Source organism: Aquitalea pelogenes, from assembly GCF_041914625.1.
Classification (GTDB): domain Bacteria; phylum Pseudomonadota; class Gammaproteobacteria; order Burkholderiales; family Chromobacteriaceae; genus Aquitalea; species Aquitalea pelogenes.
The window spans coordinates 1-20,716 of sequence record NZ_JAYSDA010000016.1; the positions used below are offsets into that span (position 1 = coordinate 1).

19 protein-coding genes are annotated in these 20,716 nt (G+C 58.1%); 10 read left to right on the plus strand and 9 right to left on the minus strand.

What is annotated here, in order from left to right:
- The 5 genes from ACE3SE_RS13175 to ACE3SE_RS13195 form a co-directional block, all read left to right on the plus strand.
- Nucleotides 1-518: hypothetical protein (locus tag ACE3SE_RS13175; protein ID WP_374555885.1), on the plus strand; the 518-nt coding region annotated here is incomplete at its 5' end.
- A 1-nt stretch (nt 519) separates the two neighbouring features.
- Nucleotides 520-1,269 (plus strand): hypothetical protein, encoded by a 750-nt coding sequence (locus ACE3SE_RS13180; protein ID WP_374555887.1) that lies wholly within the window; start codon nt 520-522, stop codon nt 1,267-1,269.
- Between the two features lie 105 nt (nt 1,270-1,374).
- Complete coding sequence (locus tag ACE3SE_RS13185) at nt 1,375-1,587, plus strand: hypothetical protein (protein ID WP_374555889.1); 213 nt, start codon at nt 1,375-1,377, stop codon at nt 1,585-1,587.
- Nucleotides 1,571-2,314: a hypothetical protein gene (locus tag ACE3SE_RS13190; RefSeq protein WP_374555891.1), complete on the plus strand. Its 744-nt coding sequence runs from the start codon at nt 1,571-1,573 to the stop codon at nt 2,312-2,314. Before ACE3SE_RS13185 ends, ACE3SE_RS13190 begins: the two co-directional genes overlap by 17 nt.
- A gap of 216 nt (nt 2,315-2,530) precedes the next feature.
- Nucleotides 2,531-3,292 (plus strand): hypothetical protein, encoded by a 762-nt coding sequence (locus ACE3SE_RS13195; RefSeq protein WP_374555893.1) that lies wholly within the window; start codon nt 2,531-2,533, stop codon nt 3,290-3,292.
- Between the two features lie 93 nt (nt 3,293-3,385).
- Here the strand turns inward: ACE3SE_RS13195 and ACE3SE_RS13200 are convergent, their stop codons facing one another.
- Entirely contained in the window at nt 3,386-3,718 is a 333-nt protein-coding gene (locus ACE3SE_RS13200; protein WP_374555895.1) for a 4-carboxy-4-hydroxy-2-oxoadipate aldolase/oxaloacetate decarboxylase, read from the minus strand.
- Between the two features lie 72 nt (nt 3,719-3,790).
- Nucleotides 3,791-4,528 (minus strand): siderophore-interacting protein, encoded by a 738-nt coding sequence (locus tag ACE3SE_RS13205; protein WP_374555897.1) that lies wholly within the window; start codon nt 4,526-4,528, stop codon nt 3,791-3,793.
- Between the two features lie 33 nt (nt 4,529-4,561).
- On the opposite strand from ACE3SE_RS13205, the gene ACE3SE_RS13210 reads away from it, so the two are divergent.
- Together ACE3SE_RS13210 and ACE3SE_RS13215 are read left to right on the plus strand one after the other, a co-directional pair.
- Nucleotides 4,562-5,065 (plus strand): MarR family winged helix-turn-helix transcriptional regulator, encoded by a 504-nt coding sequence (locus ACE3SE_RS13210; RefSeq protein ID WP_131360475.1) that lies wholly within the window; start codon nt 4,562-4,564, stop codon nt 5,063-5,065.
- A 223-nt stretch (nt 5,066-5,288) separates the two neighbouring features.
- Nucleotides 5,289-5,684 (plus strand): VOC family protein, encoded by a 396-nt coding sequence (locus ACE3SE_RS13215; RefSeq protein ID WP_062787968.1) that lies wholly within the window; start codon nt 5,289-5,291, stop codon nt 5,682-5,684.
- A 12-nt stretch (nt 5,685-5,696) separates the two neighbouring features.
- On the opposite strand, the gene ACE3SE_RS13220 is transcribed toward ACE3SE_RS13215, so the two are convergent.
- The 4 genes from ACE3SE_RS13220 to ACE3SE_RS13235 form a co-directional block, all read right to left on the minus strand.
- Nucleotides 5,697-6,695 carry a response regulator gene (locus tag ACE3SE_RS13220; RefSeq protein WP_045846141.1) on the minus strand — a complete coding sequence of 333 codons (999 nt, stop codon included), beginning with the start codon at nt 6,693-6,695 and terminating at the stop codon, nt 5,697-5,699.
- Nucleotides 6,692-10,351: a PAS domain S-box protein gene (locus ACE3SE_RS13225; RefSeq protein ID WP_374555899.1), complete on the minus strand. Its 3,660-nt coding sequence runs from the start codon at nt 10,349-10,351 to the stop codon at nt 6,692-6,694. The genes ACE3SE_RS13220 and ACE3SE_RS13225 overlap by 4 nt, the downstream gene beginning before the upstream one ends.
- Nucleotides 10,352-10,440: 89 nt before the next feature.
- On the minus strand, nt 10,441-12,375 hold the full coding sequence (locus ACE3SE_RS13230) for a putative bifunctional diguanylate cyclase/phosphodiesterase (RefSeq protein ID WP_374555901.1): 1,935 nt from the start codon (nt 12,373-12,375) through the stop codon (nt 10,441-10,443).
- Nucleotides 12,376-12,601: 226 nt separating this feature from the next.
- Entirely contained in the window at nt 12,602-13,555 is a 954-nt protein-coding gene (locus ACE3SE_RS13235; RefSeq protein WP_045846144.1) for a LysR substrate-binding domain-containing protein, read from the minus strand.
- 179 nt (nt 13,556-13,734) lie between these two features.
- On the opposite strand from ACE3SE_RS13235, the gene ACE3SE_RS13240 reads away from it, so the two are divergent.
- On the plus strand, nt 13,735-16,026 hold the full coding sequence (locus ACE3SE_RS13240) for an NADP-dependent malic enzyme (protein ID WP_062787981.1): 2,292 nt from the start codon (nt 13,735-13,737) through the stop codon (nt 16,024-16,026).
- 81 nt (nt 16,027-16,107) lie between these two features.
- Here ACE3SE_RS13240 and ACE3SE_RS13245 read toward each other — a convergent pair whose 3' ends face one another.
- Both ACE3SE_RS13245 and ACE3SE_RS13250 read right to left on the minus strand, forming a co-directional pair.
- On the minus strand, nt 16,108-17,283 hold the full coding sequence (locus ACE3SE_RS13245; protein WP_374555904.1) for a GGDEF domain-containing protein: 1,176 nt from the start codon (nt 17,281-17,283) through the stop codon (nt 16,108-16,110).
- A gap of 153 nt (nt 17,284-17,436) precedes the next feature.
- Complete coding sequence (locus ACE3SE_RS13250) at nt 17,437-18,339, minus strand: LysR family transcriptional regulator (protein ID WP_374555906.1); 903 nt, start codon at nt 18,337-18,339, stop codon at nt 17,437-17,439.
- A gap of 107 nt (nt 18,340-18,446) precedes the next feature.
- Here ACE3SE_RS13250 and ACE3SE_RS13255 point away from each other — a divergent pair, with 107 nt between their 5' ends.
- Together ACE3SE_RS13255 and ACE3SE_RS13260 are read left to right on the plus strand one after the other, a co-directional pair.
- Complete coding sequence (locus ACE3SE_RS13255) at nt 18,447-18,995, plus strand: carboxymuconolactone decarboxylase family protein (RefSeq protein WP_374555908.1); 549 nt, start codon at nt 18,447-18,449, stop codon at nt 18,993-18,995.
- A 45-nt stretch (nt 18,996-19,040) separates the two neighbouring features.
- Nucleotides 19,041-19,505, plus strand: coding sequence for a nuclear transport factor 2 family protein (locus ACE3SE_RS13260; RefSeq protein WP_374555910.1), 465 nt, complete (start codon nt 19,041-19,043; stop codon nt 19,503-19,505).
- Here ACE3SE_RS13260 and ACE3SE_RS13265 read toward each other — a convergent pair.
- Complete coding sequence (locus ACE3SE_RS13265; protein WP_374555912.1) at nt 19,475-20,668, minus strand: GGDEF domain-containing protein; 1,194 nt, start codon at nt 20,666-20,668, stop codon at nt 19,475-19,477. The genes ACE3SE_RS13260 and ACE3SE_RS13265 overlap by 31 nt on opposite strands.
- Nucleotides 20,669-20,716 lie beyond the last annotated feature (48 nt).

Here is a 20,716-nt window from a genome sequence, read left to right on the forward strand (position 1 = left end):
AAGGAATAAAAATAGCAAACAGCTATAACTGGAAAGTTGGGAATCTTGATGGTGACGATGCGCAGAAATTCAGAGGCAGGGGCTTTAAGCAACTAACTTTCTTATCCAACTATGTCAACTACTGGGTATTTATGGGATGGATGAAATTAAAAGACAAAGAGGTTGATTGGTTTAATGATCCTGGATATAAATCCAAGAACAAGGATGCAATGACGAAGCAGGTGCCTTCTATTGACAACCCAGAGATTATCTCAACAAACCCACATTACTGCATCGATAGCGGAGGATTTTATTTAGCTTGTGAGAGACCAAAAATGAAGCCTGTCATGAATGCTGTCAACGACAATACAATAGAAGCAGTTACCCGTGCAATCAATGGCGAGACTAACGGATTAATAAATAGACAAGCGCATACATATCGTGTCAATTACATTATTGGGGACACTATCGATGTGTCAAAGTATTTTAAAGCAGATATATACGCCAAGAGATTCGGCTTTGCACTCAAGGAGAAATAAAATGCATGGCACGTTCCAATTTACCACCAAACTATTTTCATTGTTAATAATATATTGCGTTATGGTTAATAGTTCTCATGCAGCAACCATTTCGATTGATGGTTTAGATGCTTTGGTTTTAAAAAAAACTGAGTTATCTTCCGGAGAAGATGTCAATCTGAATATCATTTACAATGGAAATGTTTGCACATTCCCCAAGACAATATTTTTGACTTCTGCAAAAATATCATCCGACAAAAAATTTGTTATTTTAAATAATAAGCTATTTTTAAATTGGAGAGATATCAAATATTGCAATTTAAACACTGACACAATCGGCCAATTAAATATTAATCCTGATTATTATAATATTGAAGACATCAACGAGCAAAACAATCTAATAGCTTTGTATGTGGACCCTTTATTTGGGTGGCCATATGCAGCTAAAAGAAGTGAAAAATTTACGCTCATGGCCGCACTGGTAGACATGAAAAATCTATCCGAAATTATTTCAATTAAAAAGAAACCATTTTACAATGAAAATCGCACAGACTCGATAGAATTAGATAAACATTCATTTATCAATGCCCTTAGCACTGACAAGGCTTTTTTTTCACCGAATGGAAAATATCTCGCATTAAAATCCAGCGCCATTTCCTGCAAGAAAGGTGCCTACCCTGGCGTATTTGAAACAACCCATTGGAAACAAGTTATTTTTAATGGACCAGATAGCAATAAAAAATGTCGGGCATTATTTCCACAACTGAAGTGACACACCTACGCAAATCGATATACCCTGCGTAAGCCAATATAAACACCACCCCACAGAAGCGGAGGCTTCTATTTATCGTGCATAAGACATGAAGCAATGCTGACAATGACTCGCATTGACAAATCAACAATCAAAATTGTAAAAAATTTAATCAATGGCGGACATATAGGCTTACCTGAAAGAGAGAGCCATACATATCGCATCAACTACGTAATAGGAGATGAAATTGCAATACCAGAAAATTTTTCACACGTGAAATATGCAAACCGCTTCGGCTTTGCCGTCAAAGAAAGACATGAACATGAAAAAATCAAGTAAATTTAATTGCCACTCCATTTTATTATTTACGACAATGGTATTAACAATCAAATCACATGCAACCACCATAAATCTTGAAAGCAAGCCAAGTTTAAAAATAATAAGCACAATATCATCAACAAATCATGAGCTATATATTAATTTAGACAAAATAACGTGCAAAATTAACTATCCATACAGAACAGATGCATTATCTGCAAGATTATCTTCAGATAATGAATTTATTATTCTTAATAACGGAGCATTTGCAAGCATAGGCGACTTGAAGATATGCACCAAAAACGGAATATATTTAAAAGATACTTTAAAAAACAACTCCATCACTCAAGACAACAATAAAAACACAAATTTATTAGTATTTTATATAGACCCAACCATAGGAATGTACGATAAGAAAAGTAAATATAGCTATATCGCAGGGGTAATTATCAATAAAGCAATAAATGGATATGGCACCCTTCCAGATCCATTAAAAATAAATCAAAAACAATTTTTCTCACACGATAGGAGTTCCAATGTAGATTTAGATCGCTCTCTTTTTGCAGGCCCTTATGATAAAGCATTTTTCTCACCGGATGGAAAATATCTCGCATTAAAATCCAGCGCCATTTCCTGCAAGAAAGGCGCCTACCCTGGCGTATTTGAAACAACCCACTGGAAACAAGTTATTTTTAATGGGCCAGATAGCAATAAAAAATGTCGGGCACTGTTTCCTCAATTGAAATAAAAGCAAATTCAAAAACCAAGCAATGCAGTGTGAAAAATCACTTTACGAGAAATTCAATAGCAATATCATGCTGATTTACTGCAACATGACCTATCAGTTTGTAAAATTGCATCTTAAAAATTGAACTTATTAATAGCACCACAATAGCGATCTAGAACAATAAAAATACAGATAACACACCAGCGGATTTCACTTTACCACGAAGGAGAGTGTTAAGTGATACATACTCAAAAAATTAGCAGCTTGGCAATGCATCTTATAATGTTTTTCAGTTTATCGACTCCATCACCCGCCAAGACCACAATAATTTTAAATACAGAACCAAACATCAAAGTACAAAGCGTTACCGTACAAAATGAAAATATCCAAGAAATGGAAATTATTTACAAAGAAAACACATGTCGAATAAAATTTCCATATTGGATTGGACATACATCAGCATCCATCTCATCCGACTCGAAGTTTCTAATTCTAGACAGAAGTGGATTTATAAAAATTTCCGACCTTGAAAACTGCGACAGAAATGATGCATATTTCCAGAAAGCCACCAATACACTTAAAAACGCACAAGTAATGGATGTCAACAATGCAAGCAATTTAATTTTGCTATATATTGACCCAATTTTTGGATTGATGTATGAAAAGAAAAGTAAATTTGACTACCTTGCAGGAATAATTGTTAATGAAGAAATATATGGATACGGCATGCTTCCAGATCCATTAAAAGTAAATCAAAAACAATTTTTCTCATACGATAGAACTTCCAATGTGGATTTGGATCATTCTCTTTTTGCAGGACATAATGACAAGGCTTTTTTCTCACCGGACGGCAAATATCTTGCATTAAAATCCAGCGCCATCTCTTGCAAGAAAGGGGCCTACCCTGGCGTATTTGAAACCACACACTGGAAACAGGTGATTTTTAATGGCCCTGATAGCAATAAAAAATGCCGGTCGTTATTCCCACAACTGAAGTGACACACTTACACAAATCGATATCCCCTGCGTATGCCAAAAAAAGCCACCCCGCAGGGTGGCCAACGCAGAGAGTGACGCTTACGCCAGCAAACGTCAGTCCAGATATCTGAGCCCGGCCTTGGCCAGTGGCTCGCGCATTGCATACATGTCCAGACCCAGCACGCCGGAAGCCAGCCTGGTGCGTTTCTCGCCTTCAAACGACTCGCGCTTTTGCGCCGCCGCCAGGGTTTCCACCGCACGGGCAGCCGGTACGCACACCACGCCGTCGTCGTCCGCCACAATCACATCGCCCGGATGCACCAGCATGCCGGCGCAGACAACGGGAATATTCACCGAGCCCAGCGTGGCCTTGATGGTGCCTTTGCTGCTGATGGCGCGGCTCCATACCGGGAAGTCCATTTCCTGCAGGGTTTTGACGTCGCGCACTCTGGCGTCGATGAAAGGCGGCGCAGCAGCAGGGCTTTGTCAGCCGCGCAATACCAACTGTTCCAGGCCCGTCTAGGCCAGCCGCTCGTGAAAATCCGCCTCACCCAGCCGCCAGTACGCCGCCACTTTCACTCCTTCACGCGGCAGCTGCTTTTCTTCCAGCAGTATGCTGCGCGCCTGACGCATCAGCCCACCCTCGCCCGCGCACCAGGCAAAACCATGGCCGTCCGGTACTTGCCAGCCACGTAGTGCCGCCAGCAAGGCCTCGCCATCGGCCAGCTGGCTGACACTCCAGTTAGCCTGTTGCGGCAGTGCCCAGCTGTCATGGCTGTCAGCACGCAGCAAGATCACCTCGACATGGGCGCTGGGCGGCAGCTCGGCCAGTCGGCGACGGATGGCCGGCAGGGACGAAGCATCGCCCACCAGCAAATGCCAGTCCTGCTGCGCCGGGATGATCATCGACCCCTTGGGCCCGGCGATGATGGCCTGCATGCCCTCCTCGGCCTGCTGTGCCCAGCTGGCGGCGGCACCGTGGCCGTGCAGTGCGAATTCCAGCGTCAGCTGCCCATCCTCTGCCGTGGCAGCCAGCGGGGTGTAGTCGCGCATCACGGTATTGCCCTGCTCATCCTGAAAAATGAACTTGATGTGGTCATCAAACGACTGCGACTGGAAACCCTGCAGCGTCTCGCCGGCAAAGGTGATGCGGGCAAAGCCGTCGCCGCTGCGCTCTACCTTGCGGACGGTGACATTGCGTTTGGCCAGTTCATATCTGACCCGCTCGATGCGGTGTTGCGGCAAAATGGTGGTCATGGCGACTCCAATTGATTGATAATATCACCTAATATGCAAAATAAAGTTGACCTTGTCAACAATGTTGACGATACCGCCGAGCAGATTTTCGAGGCCATCCACACCCTGATGCATCAATACCGCTCGCGCCAGTTTGCCGCGATCCGGGACGATGCCCTGGGGCTGACGCATATGGAAGGCAAGGTGCTGGGTTATTTCTGCCGCCATCCGGGTAATACCCAGAGCGACCTCGCCCAGCACTCCGGACGTGACAAGGCCCAGCTCACCCGGCTGATTGCCCGCCTGAAGGAAGCCGGGCTGCTGGAAGCCCGCGCCGATGCGCAGGACCGGCGCAGCATGCGCCTGTACCTGACCGAGGCCGGGCAGACGCTGCATGCCACCTTGCATCAGCACGGCCGTCTGCTGGCTGCCCGCGCCATGCAGGGTATTGCGCCGGAGCAGGCCGAGGCATTGCTGCAAGCCTTGCAGCACATCCGCCACAATCTGGAGCAGGACAGCCCGGACAAGTCCTGTGACAAGCATTGCGACAAGACCTGAATACATGAAAAAACGGCCCCGAGGGGCCGTTTGGGTTTTGTTGCGTGCAGTGCACGCCTACTGGACCGGGAACGCGAACTGGCGCGCTTTGCCAGCCATTAGGCAGTGCGCAGGACAGCAGCGTGTCGCCGGTGGCCTGCTGCTGCCTTGCCAAACAGGGATTGCGCCGGGATGGCGCTATGCAGCAAGATGGACAGCCCACCTGTTTATGGAGTCTTGCCGCATGATCAGCCATCTCGACCACCTTGTCCTCACCACCGCCCGACTGGATGACTGCCTGGCGTTTTATTGTGACGGCCTGGGCATGACGCTGGAGAAATTCATTGGCGGCACCCCGCCGGTGGAGCGGCTGGCACTGAAGTTTGGCAGCCAGAAAATCAATATCCACGTGCAGGGCAAGGAGTTCGAGCCCAAGGCTGCGCTGCCCACTCCCGGCGCACTGGACCTGTGTTTCATCGCCAGCCAGCCGCTGGACACGGTGATGGCCCGCCTGCAGGAAAAAGGGCTGGCCATCATCGAAGGGCCGGTAGGCCGTACTGGTGCCACCGGCAAGATCCGCTCGGTTTACCTGCGCGACCCGGATCAGAACCTGATCGAAATTTCCGAATACCTGTCCTGACCATCCGGTCGTTCAGACCGTCTCCTGCCAGCGCTGGCGTATGGCTTCCAGCTCGGCCCTCAAACCGAGGAAGCAGGCCGCCAGCGCCGGGTCGAAGTGCTTGCCTGCTTCACTGGCGATCAAGTCAAACGCTTTATCCGCGCTCCAGGCTTCCTTGTAGGGCCGTTTGCTGGTCAATGCGTCGAACACATCGGCAATGGCCACAATGCGCGCTGCCAGCGGAATGGCTTCACCCTGCAAACCCTGCGGATAACCCGTGCCATCCCAGCGTTCGTGATGGCTGAGCGCAATGGTGGCGGCCATCTGCAACAGGCTGGATTTGTCTTCACCAATGATGCGGGCACCGATTTCGGCATGGCTGCGCATGATGTTCCACTCATCCGCATCCAGTTTGCCCGGCTTGAGCAGGATGGCATCTGGAATGCCGATCTTGCCGATATCGTGCATGGGCGCGGCATTGAGCAACTCGTCGGCAAAGCGCTCGCCATGACCGGCCGCCAGCGCCAGCAACCGCGAGTAATGGCTCATGCGGATGACGTGCAGGCCGGTTTCGTTATCCTTGAATTCGGCCGCCCGGCCCAGCCGCTGAATGATCTGCAGCCGGGTTTCCACCAGCTCTTCCACCCGCACCAGTGACAGATGGGTGCGCACCCGCGCCAGCACGATGGGCGGGCTGACCGGCTTGCTGATGTAGTCCACGGCACCGGCGGCAAAGCCTTCCGCTTCGTCCTTGCTGTCACTCAGCGCCGTCACGAAAATCACCGGCAGCGCAGCCGTCTGCGGGTTCTGCTTGAGCTGGCGGCACACTTCCAGCCCGGTCATGCCAGGCATCATCACATCCAGCAGGATCAAATCCGGCCTGGACGCCGCTGCCAGTTGCAGGGCCTTCTCGCCATCGCGGGCAAACAGCAGGCGGTAGTGGTCCTGCAGGATGTGGCGCAAGACTTGCAGATTATTCGGTTCGTCATCCACCAGCAGCAGGCAGGGGCGCGTGTCTTCGATAGGGCTCATGGTGCTTCCGTTTCTCCGGCGGCGTCCGGCAGTAGTGCATGCGCAGCCTTCAGGGCTGCGTCAAAATCAAAATCATCCAGCGCAGCCTGCAAGGCTTGCAAGCTGGCGGCGGGCAATAAGCCGGCCAGCGCCTGCATGGCTTCATCGTCCAGGCTGGCAGTAGCGCAGGCAGCCATCACCCGTTGCAGCCAGGGCCGGGCGGCGGCAGGCAATGGCGCGGCTGTGCTGTCTGCCACCTCGGTGACAAGCGCGGTGCCGGATGCAGGCAAGGCGGCGGCCACGCCGGCCATGATGTTGTCAATGGCATCGGCCTGTGCCGGGCTGCAGGCAGCGGCCTGCTCCACTGCGGCCAGCTGTTGCTGCAACTGCATCAGGCCCAGATTGGCCGCCAGGCCACGCAGGCGGTGCGCCTGCTGGCGGCAACTGGCGGCATCGGCCTCTGCCAGCGCAGCCAGCTGCGGCTGATTGTCGGCCAGAAAACGGCGGATACGTTCCACCAGCACCTCACGCTCGCCCCAGCGCGCCAGTGCGCCGTCCCAGTCGATGAGCACAGCCTGCTGGCCAGTACTGTGGCCGACATCGGCCATCGTGCCGGACAGGCCGGTGACGCGGGCAATTTCCTGCCGCAGGCTGGCCATGTCCAGCGGTTTGACGGCAAAGCCGTTCATGCCGGCGGCTTCGGCATCCTTGCGGTCCTGACTGAGCACGCTTGCGGTCAGGGCAATCACCGGCGTGGATGCTTGTCCGCTGCGCGCTTCCTGCGCCCGCAACTGGCGGGTGGCTTCCAGCCCGTCCACTTCGGGCATCTGCACATCCATCAGCACCACATCAAAACGCTGGGCCGCGTGCAGGGCCACCGCCTCCGCCCCGCCGCTGGCGGTGCTCACCTGCAGGCCTTCGCGTTGCAGCATCAGTTGCAGCAGTTCCAGGTTTTCCGGCACATCATCCACCGCCAGCACCCGCAGCGGCGGCAAGACCTGCGTTGGCGCCGCGCTACCGGCTGGCAGGCTGCCACGGGCGGTTTGCAGCGGCAGGCTGATGTCAAAGGTGGAACCCACGCCCAACTGGCTGCGTACCTGAATGCTGCCGCCCATCAGCTCCACCAGCTGGCGGGCAATGGTGGTGCCAAGCCCGGTGCCGCCAAAGCGGCGCGCCATGCTGGCATCCGCCTGGCTGAACGGGGCGAAGATGCTGTCCAGCCGGTCTGGCGCAATGCCGATGCCGCTGTCGCTGACAGCGATGTGTAAGCAGTCAGCCTCGCAGCGCACCTGCAGCGCCACCTGGCCCTGTTCGGTAAACTTGACGGCATTTCCCAGCAGATTGGTCAAAATCTGCCGCATGCGCAGCACGTCGCCATACAACAGCTGCGGGCAATCGGCGGCGTAGTCCAGTTGCAGCGCCAGCTGCTTGTCACGTGCCTGCAGGGCAAAGGCATCCACCAGTTGCTGGCACAGCTCGTGCAGCGAGTAATCCGCCTCATCCAGTTCCAGCGCACCGCGCTCCAGTTTGGCGGTATCCAGCACGCCATTGAGCAGGCCCAGCAGTGCCCGCGCGGACTGGTTGATGGTTTGCAGGTGGCGGCGCTGCTCCGGCTGCAAGCTGCCGTCCAGCAGCAGCTGGGCAAAGCCGATGATGGCATTCATCGGGGTGCGGATTTCATGGCTCATATTGGCCAGGAACATGCCCTTGGCCGCCGCTGCCTGCTCGGCGCGGTCGCGCGCGGCCATCAGGTCCTGCTCCATATGCTTGCGGTCGGTCACGTCGCTGGCCAGCTTCACCACTTTGCAGGGCTTGCCGTCCAGATCCAGAATCGGGTTGTACACCGCCTGAATCCACACCGGACGGCCATCCTTGGCGTAACGCAAAAATTCGCCGCTTTGAAACTTCCCCGCGCGCAAATCGGACCAGAAAGTCTGGTATGCAGCTGAGGCGGCTTCTTCCGGCTGGCACAGCACGCTGTGATGCCTGCCTTGCAGCTCGTCCAGCCGGTAGCCGGTAAGTGCCAGAAAACTGTCATTGGCGGTGAGGATGTGGCCATCCATGTCGAACTCCACCACCGCCAGCGCCTGGCGGATGGCATACACCACGCCTTCGTACTCCGCCGCACGCAGGCGGCTTTCGGTGATGTCTATCATCACCCCGTCTATCCACTGTGGCTGTTCGTCCAGGTCAAACACGATGCCCGCGCTTTCCGACACCCAGCGCTCGCCACCCGCCATGTGAAACAGCCGGTACTCCACCACGTAGGATCGACCCTCGCTGACTGCCTGGCTCACGGTATCGCGCACGCGCTGCACATCATCCGGGTGCATGATGGACAACAGGCTGATGCTGCCATCCAGAAAGCTGGCTGCCGGCCAGCCGCACAGCTCGGCAATGCTGTCGCTGATGAAGATCTTGCTCCAGTCCTGATCCACCCGGCTGCGAAAGGCCACGCCGGGCATATTGGCAATCAGGGTGCGGTACTGGCTTTCGCGCAGCTTGAGTTCGCGCTCCATGGCGGTGCGTTCGCTGATGTCGGTGACAAAGCCGACAAACATCGGCTCGCGCCCCGTATCCACCCGGCCTACCGCCAGCCGGATGGGAAACACCGACCCGTCCTTGCGGCGCGCACTCACCTCGCGCCCCACACCGATCACCCGGGCATCGCCGGTCTGCAGATAATGCGCCAGATAGCCATCGTGGCCGGAGCGGTAAGGTTCGGGCATCAGCATATTGATGTTGCGGCCCACCAGCTCGGCAGACTGCCAGCCGAACAGCAACTCGGCGGCCCGGTTCATTTCCAGCACCCGGCCACGCGCATCCATGCTGATGATGCCGTCCACCGCCGTGTCCACCACCGCCTGCAAGCGCGCCTCGCCTGCGGTCTTTTCCGCCGCCAGCTGGCGATAGCGCAACAAGGTATTACCCGCCAGCACCAGCACCCCGGCACACAGGGTGAGCAAGGCCACCACCGCCGCCATCTTGCCGTTTTCCGCCACCACCCGGCCGGCCGGCTCTGCCACGCCGATGAAGCGGGCCGACAGCATGCCGCTGTAGTGCATGCCGGCAATGGCAAAGCCCATGATGCAACCGGCCAGCAGATTGGTTCTGCCCTCGCCCAGGCGGGCCAGCTGGCGCAGGCCGAAGCGTATCCACAGCGACAGGGTGGCCAGCAAAATGGCAATCAGCAGCGAAAACACGAACCAGCCCGGCGCGTAGCGCAGGATGGGCGCCATCTGCATGGCGGCCATGCCGGTGTAGTGCATGCCGCCTATCCCCGCCCCCACCAGCAGGCCGCCCAGCAACAATTGCGGGCGGCTGACACGGGAGGACGCCAGCATGTTGAGCGCCACCCAGGACGCACAGAAAGCCGGCAGGATGGATAGCAAGGTCAGTTGCAGGTCGTAATGCACCGAGGTGCACAAATCAAAGGCCAGCATGCCGACAAAATGCATGGCCCAGATGCCGATACCCTGGAACAGGGCACCGCTGAGCAGTGCAATCTGGCGCAGGCCAGTTGACAGTGTGCGTGCAGCCAGCCCGGCCATGTACAGGGTGACGACCGAGGTGACAATGGCCACCAGCACGGACAGGGCCACCAGCCAGGGCTGATAGATGCCGGGCAAGAGCGGCAGTGTGCGGCTGTCAGAGAAGATGAAAAAAGCGTCAAGCATGAGGCAAGGCCAGGTCGGAGTGGAAGGTTGGCCACCGGAGCAAGCGGTGACCTACAGACATATAAAGCGGCGCATGGCACCAGACATCGTCACAGGCTGGAAGGCAGAGCGGCCGGTTTGCCAAAGAAAAAGCCTTGCAGTTCGTTCACGCCCAGCATGCGCATTTTTTCTGCCTGTTCCAGGGTTTCTATGCCTTCGGCAATCACGCGTATCTTCAGCCGCCGGGCAATGAACACCACGGCCTCGATGATGGCGATGTTCTTTTCGTCTTCGGACTGGATAAAGGCCTTGTCGATCTTGATGGCGTCAATCGGCAGCTCGCAGATGCGCGAGAACGAAGAATAGCCGGTGCCGAAGTCATCAATGTGAATTTCCACCCCCAGCTGCTTGATCTTGAACAGCGCCTGTTTCACCAGCGCGATTTCGTCTTCGTGGAACACGCTTTCGGTCAGCTCGACAATCAGGTTTTGCGGGGCAAAGTCGCCGCTGGTAAACAGCATCAGCTTGTCGACAAAGTCCTCCTGCAGCAGCTGGTAGAGCGACACATTCACCGCCACCTTCACCGGCTTGCCCGCCAGTTGCTGCAGCAGCGGCTGGGCAGCCATGGCCTGATGAATCACCCAGTCACCCAGCTCCACGATGATGCCGCTTTCCTCGGCCACCGGGATGAACTCCACCGGCGAGATATCACCCAGCTTCGGGTGCGCCCAGCGCGACAGGATTTCACAGGACGCCAGCGTATGGTCCGCGGCGGAGACAATATTGTGGGTGACGATGGACAGCTGGCCATTGCCAATGGCCATGCGCAGGTCCTGCGCCAGCGTGGTCTTGCGTCGCAGTTGCTCGCGCATGCCGGGGGTGAAGAACACCACATGGCCGCTGTGACGCGCCTCACCGGCAGCAATGTCGGCATACAGAAACAGATTGTTGGGGTTGTCACAATCCTGCTCGGACACCGCGCCGATATTGACGTCCACGCAGATGGTCTTGCCCGCCACCTGCATGCGCTGGCTGATTTCCTGCTTCAGCATGACGCCCACTTCCTCCGGGGTCAGCGCACCCTCCCCCAGCCGGGAAAAATAGAAAATGAACTCGTCGCCACCCCAGCGCCCCACCTGGCAGTCGACATTGCCGAAAATGTCCTGGTTCAGCTGCGACGCCAGCGCTTCCAGCCGCTGCGCCACCTGGCGCAGCACCATGTCGCCAGCCTCGTGGCCCATGCCGTCATTGATTTGCTTGAAGCGCGCCAGATTGATCAGGAAAACCGTGACATTGCCGGGGGTGATGCCAAAGTACTTCACCAGATTGAACACGCCATGGCGGTTCAACAGGCCGGTCAGCTCGTCGTAATACGCCAGGCGCAGCAAATCCTTGCTTCTTTCCTCCACCCGCGCTTCCAGCGTGTCGTTTTCCCGCTTCAGCTCTTCGGTCAGGGAAGAAAGCTCATCCAGCAAACCCTTGTTGGACAGGGACAGGCCGATGCTGCGGCGGATCAGCTTGTGGTTGTTATGGTGGGTAATCATCATCACCCAGGCAAAAATCACCCCCATCACGGCAAGCATGACGTGCGACTGGATGCCGGACTGGAACAGCCGGATACAGGCCGGCACCAGCAGCAGCAGGATATAAGCCTTGCCGGCAATCCTGAGCGAGGACAAGGTGCCGGTGGCCCCACCGGCCAGCGAGGACAGGATAACGATGATGGCAAACTGCTGCGCGCCCTGGTAATGCGCAATGCCCCACCAGCCCAGTACCGCCCAGAGTCCGGCGGCGCTCACCAGCCCCAGGCTCAGGTAGAAGCTGTCGGCCAGCAGGAAGGTATGGGTTTTGCGATAGCGTCTGGCTGCATGCAGGAACTGGACAAAACGCAGGGCGGTGAGTGCAAGTGCCGCGCCGGACCATTGCAGGACAAAACCGGATGTGTCGTCAGACAGGATATAAGTAATGGCCAGAATGGCTGCCAGATTCACCAGCAAGCCAACTGCATAATTCTTTAATGACTCGCGCCATATTCTTTCAAGCATGCCTTGCTGCATAAACCGCCTTATCAATGACTGGGCCCTGTCGCGCCGGCTTGGTGGCAAACGTGATGACAGCTGCTGACTGCTGCCACGGCCAGGCCGGGCTGGTGCAGGAAGATGCTGCGCATGACGCTGGCTGTAAACTGCCATTATAAGCGCTGCCAGCAGGCTGTTATGCCATCGGCGACAAATTTTGCAGTGGTGACGGTGAATGAAATCCCGGCCCGGCTCAGGCATCCGCACACAGCTGGCGCAAGGCTTCGGCAAATTGCAGCAAGGGGCGGGACTGTGCGCCGGCACGGGTAAACATGGCAATCGGCGGCAAGGTCCAGTCAAACGAATACGGCACAATGGCCAGCCCGGCAGTACGCACCAGTTCTTCGGCGATATCCGCCGGCACAATCGACACCGCCCGCTCGCTGGCCACAATCATCTCGCCAATCAGCTTGGACGAATAACTCTCGACAATGGGCGATGGCGGTGCCACCCCGGCGGCCAGAAAAATGTCGGCCACCTGCTCGCGCATCGGCGTATTGGGTGCGCCCAGAATCCAGTCCAGCGCCACCAGTTGCTGCCAGTCCAGCCGCACCCGGCCCAGCTGGGCCGCCAGTCGCCGGCTGGCAATCAGCCGTGGTTGCTGGCGGTACAGCAGGCTGAACTCCACCCCGGCCAGATCCACCGTGGACGAAGCCCGGCCAATCACGATATCCAGCGTATGGTCCTGCAATTGCGGCAACAGCTGGTCGCTGGTGCCTTCGTGAATGGTGACAGTCAGGCCCTTGCTGTCCTCCGGCATGGCGCGGCGGATGGCCGCCGACAACAAACGCCCGGAAATGAAAGGAATCACCCCCACATGCAGGTGGGCATCAAAACCGGCCACCGCGCTTTCCATGTCGCGCACCAGATGCCCCAGGTCGTGAATCATCGCCTGGGCCCGTGCCAGCACCAGCTTGCCCAGCGCCGTGGGCGCCATGCCGCGCACCGAGCGGTCGAACAAGGGCGCGCCGAACATGCTTTCCAGTTCGGCCAGCGCACTGGTGATGGCCGGCTGGCTGCTGGCCATTTGTTCAGCTACCCGCGTCAGGGAACCGTACTGCCGGATATTCAGCAGCAGGATCAGATGCCGCATTTTCAGGCGCGAACTCAAGCGGCGCAGCACTTCTTCGCCATTAATGCCCGTCATATCGCCGCATTCCATAAGGTAAACATTATGGGATGATAGTAAATCAAAATAACCAGCTTATGTTTACTGCCTAGAATGGCCACATTCGCAGGGGCAGACCACCTCACCCCTGGCAGCCAACCGGGCGATGCGGCACAGCACAGACAGCCACCAGCCCACCTCACTGGAGAAAATGCGTCATGGATACCACCGACCGTCAGGCAGCACTGGATTACCACGAATTTCCCACCCCGGGCAAAATCGCCGTCAACGCCAGCAAGCCACTGGTGACCCAGCGCGACCTGGCGCTGGCCTACACCCCCGGCGTGGCCGCCGCCTGCGAAGAAATCGTCGCCGACCCGCTCAATGCCAGCCGCTTTACCGCCCGTTCCAATCTGGTGGGTGTCATCACCAACGGCACCGCCGTACTGGGCCTGGGCAATATCGGCGCACTGGCCTCCAAGCCGGTGATGGAAGGCAAGGCCGTGCTGTTCAAGAAATTTGCCGGTGTGGACGTGTTCGACATCGAAATCAACGAAACCGACCCGGACAAGCTGGTGGACATCATCGCCAGCCTGGAATCCACCTTTGGCGGCATCAATCTGGAAGACATCAAGGCCCCGGAATGCTTCGAGGTGGAGCGCAAGCTGCGCGAACGGATGAAGATTCCGGTCTTCCATGACGACCAGCACGGCACCGCCATCACCGTGGCCGCCGCCTTCATCAACGGCCTCAAGGTCGTGGGCAAGGACATCCGCCAGGTGAAGGTAGTCACTTCCGGTGCCGGTGCCGCCGCCCTCACCTGCCTGGACCTGATGGTGCACCTGGGCCTGCCGCTGGAAAACATCTGGGTGACCGATATCGAAGGCGTGGTCTATCAGGGCCGTACCGTGCTGATGGACCCGGCCAAGGCGCGCTTTGCCCAGCCCACCGACGCCCGCACCCTGCGCGAAGTCATTGCCGGTGCCGATGTATTCCTCGGCCTGTCCGCTGGCGGCGTGCTCAAGCCGGACATGGTGGCGCAAATGGCCGCCCGCCCGCTGATTCTGGCGTTGGCCAACCCGGCCCCGGAAATCCTGCCGGAAGAAGCCCATGCGGTGCGTGACGACGTGGTGATGGCCACCGGCCGTTCCGACTACCCCAACCAGGTCAACAACGTGCTGTGCTTCCCCTATATCTTCCGTGGTGCGCTGGACGTAGGTGCCACCACCATCAGCCGTGAAATGGAAGTGGCTGCGGTGTACGCCATTGCCGGCCTGGCCGAAGAAGAACAGAACGAAGTGGTGGCCGCCGCCTATGGCAGCTACGACCTGTCCTTTGGCCCGCAATACCTGATTCCCAAACCGTTCGACCCGCGCCTGATCGTGCGCATTGCCCCGGCCGTGGCCAAGGCGGCAATGGACAGCGGTGTGGCCACCCGCCCGATTGCCAACCTCGACGCCTATACCGAGCAGCTGCAACAGTTTGTCTACCACTCCGGCAGCTTCATGAAGCCGCTGTTTGCCGCCGCCAAAAAGCTGGTGCGTGAAGGCGGCAAGACCCGCATCGTGTTTACCGAAGGCGAGGACGAACGCGTGCTGCGCGCGGTGCAGGTCATCGTGGATGAAAAACTGGCGCGCCCCATTCTGGTGGGCCGTCCGGAAGTGCTGCTGGCGCGTATCGAAAAATTCGGCCTGCGCCTGCGTCTGGGCGAAGACGTGGAAGTCACCAACCCGGAATACGACGAACGCTTCCACCAGTACTGGACCAGCTACTGGGAGCTGATGTGCCGTGATGGCGTGACCAAGGAAATGGCCCGCGTGGAAATGCGCCGCCGCCTGACCCTGATTGGCGCGATGATGGTGCGGCTGGGCGACGCCGACGGCATGATCTGCGGCACGGTGGGCGGCTATCAGGACCACCTGCACTACATTGACCAGGTCATCGGCAAGAAGCCCGGCTCGGACACCTACGCCGCCATGAACATCCTGCTGCTGGAAAAACAGACCGTGGCGCTGGTGGACACCCACGTCAACGACAACCCCACGGCCGAACAGATTGCCGAATTCACCGTGGCCGCCGCCGAGGAAATGACGCTGCTGCACATGAAGCCCAAGGCCGCACTGCTGTCGCGCTCCAACTTCGGCTCCGGCAGCTCGGCCTCCGGCAGCAAGATGCGCCAGGCGCTGGAACTCATCCGCCAGCGCGCCCCGGAACTGGAAGTGGACGGCGAAATGCACGGCGACTGCGCACTGGACGAAGCGCTGCGCATGAATATCCTGCCGATGTCACGCCTGAAAGGTGCCGCCAACCTGCTGGTCTGCCCCAATGTCGACGCCGGCAACATCGCCTACAACCTGCTGAAGACCGCTGCCGGCAGCAATGTGGCCGTCGGCCCCTTCCTGCTGGGTGTCAATGCACCGGTAAACATCCTCACCTCCAGCTCCACCGTGCGCCGCATCATCAATATGGCCGCGCTCACCGTGATGGAAGCCAACCGCCAGGCTGACTAAGCCTGACCGGGCTGCAGCAGGCCACCCCGCCCGCAGCAGCCTGTCCCCGCCAACAGGGAAATCACCTCACGCAGCAGGCTTTCATGCCCGCTCGCCATCCTCTGGCAGCGCATGCTCGCACACCCTGTTCCGCCCCTGCTGCTTGGCCTGATAACAGGCGGCATCCGCCAGATTCAGCCACTCATCCCAGCTGCGGCCGGGGCCATCCAGCCAGACCAGACCAATACTGACGGTGACCTTGCATTTTTCACCCGCCAAGTCGATTTCCTGCGCAGCCAGCTGCAAGCGTAGTCGCTCGGCCAGGCTGCGGGCCTCGGCCTGACTCACCTGCGCCAGGAAAATGACAAACTCCTCGCCGCCAAAGCGGGCAATCAGGTCCTGCTCCCGCAATGTGGCTTGCAGCGCCTGCGCAGCCACCGCCAACACCCGATCCCCACCCAGATGGCCAAAGCAATCGTTCACGCGCTTGAAGTGGTCGACATCCGCCATGATGATGGCGTTACCCGCCTCGGCCTGCGCAGGCAAGCGGGCAAACAGGTAACGGCGATTCCCCACGCCCGTCAGTTCGTCCCGTTCGCTGGCCTGCCGCAGCCTGACTGCAGAGCGCTCGGACAGAATGGTCAGCACCAGCAACACCAGGGTGAAATTGCAGATGATCTGCGCGAAGAAAGCCCAGGACAGCAGTTGCCGGGACCAGGCACTGCTCACTATCCAGTAACACTCGCTGCCATACAGCAGGGCACTGACCAGCAGCGTCAGGCTAAGCAGCAGTCTGGATGCCAGCGGCTCTGCACGACGGTCATGCCACATGCAGAATGCCGCCGCCAGCAGGAAGGAAAACGCATTGAAATGAAATACCGCCGCACGCTGCTCATTGTGGGCGATAAAGCCGGTAAACATGCCGACCAGCAGCCACAGCAGCGGCACCAGGGCCACCCGCAGCCGCCAGGCACGCCAACGCGGGCTGCTCAGCTCGGCCAAACCGCTCCACAGGGCAGCATAGCCGCCAACGCCAAGCACAAAATGCACATACCGCCACAAGAACGGCCAGGGCAGCAGCTCAAGCTCGCTCAACCCCGCCAGCACACCCCCGACCGCCAGCACCGCCAGCGCCAGCGCAATCCGCCCAAGCCCGGTTTCATTGCGCTGGTGACGCCATGCATTCAATACGGCGCAGGTGCCGGCAATCAACGATGTCGAATACAAAAACAGCACCGTTGGCAGATCCAGCATCAGCATGGAAATGGAATTGCTCATAAACTCGCCCTTGATGACTCACTTCACGGTTGGCGAGCGGGCATGCCGGTTCTCTTGATCCAATCCATTCATCGTGCATAGCCCGTCATGCTAGCACAGCTGTTTTGCAGTGCTGTTTACCAGTAGAAAATCACGTCAGTACCATCCAGGCCCTCACCCCTCAGCCAGGCGCGCACGCAAGCGCGGGGCGGCAAAGTCCAGAAAAGCGCGCAGCTTGATGGGCAGCCTGCCCTGCGCCGCATACACCAGGCTCACCGGCCATGCAGCTGGCTCATAATCCGCCAATACAATCTGCACCCGCCCTTCACGCCTTGACGGTTCGCACTGGTAGGACAGCACACGGGTAAGGCCAAGGCCGCCGCAGGCGGCATCCAGCGCCGCCTCGGCACCGTTGACGACAAGCCGGGGGTTGATGGGCACCAGCGAAACCGCATCACCTTTATAGAACGGCCAGGCTTGCGTACCGGCCAGCGCGTCATAGTTGATGCAGTCGTGCTGGCGGATATCCTCCGGCACCGTAGGCAGGCCGCGCTGCGCCAGATATTCCGGGCAGGCACACACCACCTGACGCACTTCTCCCACCCGGGTGGCCACCAGGCTGCTGTCCGGCAGCGGGCCAATGCGCACCGCCAGGTCGATATGCTCCTCCAGCAAATGCGACACCCGGTCGCCCAGTTGCAGGCGGATATTGATATCCGGGTACGCCTTGAGAAAGTCCACCACCACCGGGGTGACATGCAGACGGCCAAACACCACCGGCGCAGTGATGACCAGATCCCCCTTGGGCGCGGCATATTCGCCACCGGCGGCGCGTTCGGTTTCGTTGACATCGTCCAGAATGCGCCGGCATGCCTCCACATAGCTGCGTCCGGCCTCGGTCAGCGCCACATGCCGGGTAGAGCGCTGCAATAGCTGTACGCCCAGGTAGCTTTCCAGCTCCGCCACCTTGCGGCTGACGGTGGCCAGCGGCAGCCCAAGCCGCCGCGCCGCTGCCGAAAAACCACCGGCATCCACCACCGCCACCAGCAGCGCCATTGCTTCCAGTCTGTCGGCCATATTCTCGATTTCCGGGATAGTGATTCCATATTTTAACGGATTATCACCATTCATGAATGCGGGTATTGTCTGGGCTGTCACCAACACAGCCCGAACGGAGCCAGACCATGTCCCACCTCACCATCCCGGCCACCATCGCCGACGCCCCGGCTGCCTCGCAAGCCATGCTGGAAGCCGTCAACAAACAGTTTGGCCTTGTTCCCAACCTGTTCCGTCTGGTGGCCAACAGCCCGCAAGCGCTGGAAGGCTACCTCGCCCTGTCCGCCGCACTGAGTCGCGGCAGCCTGCCGGCCCAAACCCGCGAGCGTATTGCGCTGGCAGTGGCCGAAATCAATCGCTGCACCTATTGCCTGTCCGCCCATAGCTACCTGGGCAAGAACCTGGCCAAGCTGGACGATGCTGAAATCCTGGCCAACCGCCGTGGCACCTCCACCGACCCCAAGGCCGATGCCGCCGTGCGCTTTGCCGCGCAAGTGGCACTTGAACGCGGCCATGTCGGGCGCGACGCGCTGCTGGCAGTCAAGGCCGCCGGCTATGACGAGGCGCAGATCATCGAAATCGTGCAGCATGTTGCGCTCAACAGCTGGACCAACTACATCAACTCTGTAGCCGACACCGACATCGACTTCCCCGCTGTCCAGCCCTTTAGCGCCTGACCCACCGCCCCGGCACCCGCCGGGGCAAGCCACCCGGAGCCCGCCATGAACCGCCCACCCCTGCCCCCGTTTGACTCCACCAGCGCCGCCCTGAAAGTACGGCTGGCCGAAGACGCATGGAACAGCCGCGACCCAGCCCGCGTTGCACAGGCCTACACGCCGGACAGCCGCTGGCGCAACCGCGACCGCTTCATTCAGGGCCGTGCAGCCATCGAAGCGTTTTTGACCGAAAAATGGCAGCGCGAGCAGGAATACCGGCTGATCAAGGAACTGTGGGCATTCAGCGAACAGCGCATTGCCGTGCGCTTTGCCTATGAATGGCGCGACCACAGCGGCCAGTGGTACCGCGCCTATGGCAATGAAAACTGGGAATTCGACGCGCACGGCCTGATGGCCATCCGCCACGCCAGCATCAACGACCTGGCCATTGCAGAAGCCGACCGGCTATTCCAATGGCCACAAGGCAGGCGGCCGGACGATCACCCCTCGCTGTCCGCGCTGGGGCTGTAATCCCGCATCCGGGTTTCCTGCCGTGGCAGGCCAGCTAGCACCGCACCGTCCATATGCAGGCGAATGGTATTGCGCCCGGCATGCTTGGCGGCATACAGCGCCTGATCGACAGCAGCCAGAAACCCGGATTCGCCATCCACCCCATGCCATTGCCCCAACCCCATACTAACCGTGACAGGCAGCAACTCGCTGCCCGTCAGCATGGGTGTGGCCGCAATGGTTTGCCGCAAGGCCTCACACAAGGGCAAGGCCTGCTCCAGGCTGCGGCCCGCCAGCAGGATGGCAAACTCCTCGCCACCCATGCGGCATACCAGATCATCCCGCCCCACCCCTTGCTGCAATAGCCGGGCCAGCGCGCGCAGCACCTGGTCTCCGGCTTCATGGCCGTGGCTATCGTTGATGCGCTTGAAGTAGTCGACATCCAGCATGGCCAGGCAGAAAGGCCGCCGCTCGCGCTGACAGGCCAGCTGCCACTGTGCCATCGTCTGGTAAAACACCCGCCGGTTGGCCAGCCCGGTCAACACATCGGTACAGGCCATTTGCTGGATGCGCCGCTCCAGCGCCTCGGAAAAAAACTCGCCGCTTAACAGCGCAACAAACAGGATGACCGAGCCGGACAGCAATACACTCAGGTAAAGCAGCTTGATGGTGTCCGCCCCCAGCGCCGCCACTTCTGCGCTGGCCGGCCAGGGGTGCAGATCAAACAGCGAGAACCAGCCAATGCAGATGCTGGTAACCAGCAACATGCCCCACTTGTCACGCGTGGGCACCACCAGTGGCGTGGTGAGGAAGAACAACAGGAAATAGTAGTGCCCGCCAATTTCGGTACCCTGCCCACCCAGAATCCCCGCCAGCACGGTGGCCTGACAAATCAGGCAGGCCTTCCAGTAATGCGGCGGCCTGCCCAGCCGCTGCTGCCGGTAAAACCAGACCATGCCCAGCAGCGGAATGGCGGACGCCTTCAGGCTGATGGACGCCAGCGCCCAGTTGCCCAGCCAGAAAAACAGCAGGAAGTAAAACAGCACCATCAGCAGAACCAGGGCAGGCACGGCATTGGTGATGTACTGCCGCCTGCGCACTGCGCCGCTTTGCGCCGGGTCCACGCCCAGTTGCAACCAGCGCCAGACCATCTGCTGCCATTGCTTGCTTGTGCTTGGATTCATGCTGTGCAGTTCAGTAGTGGCGGAATGAGGCAGAGGCAATGGCGACGG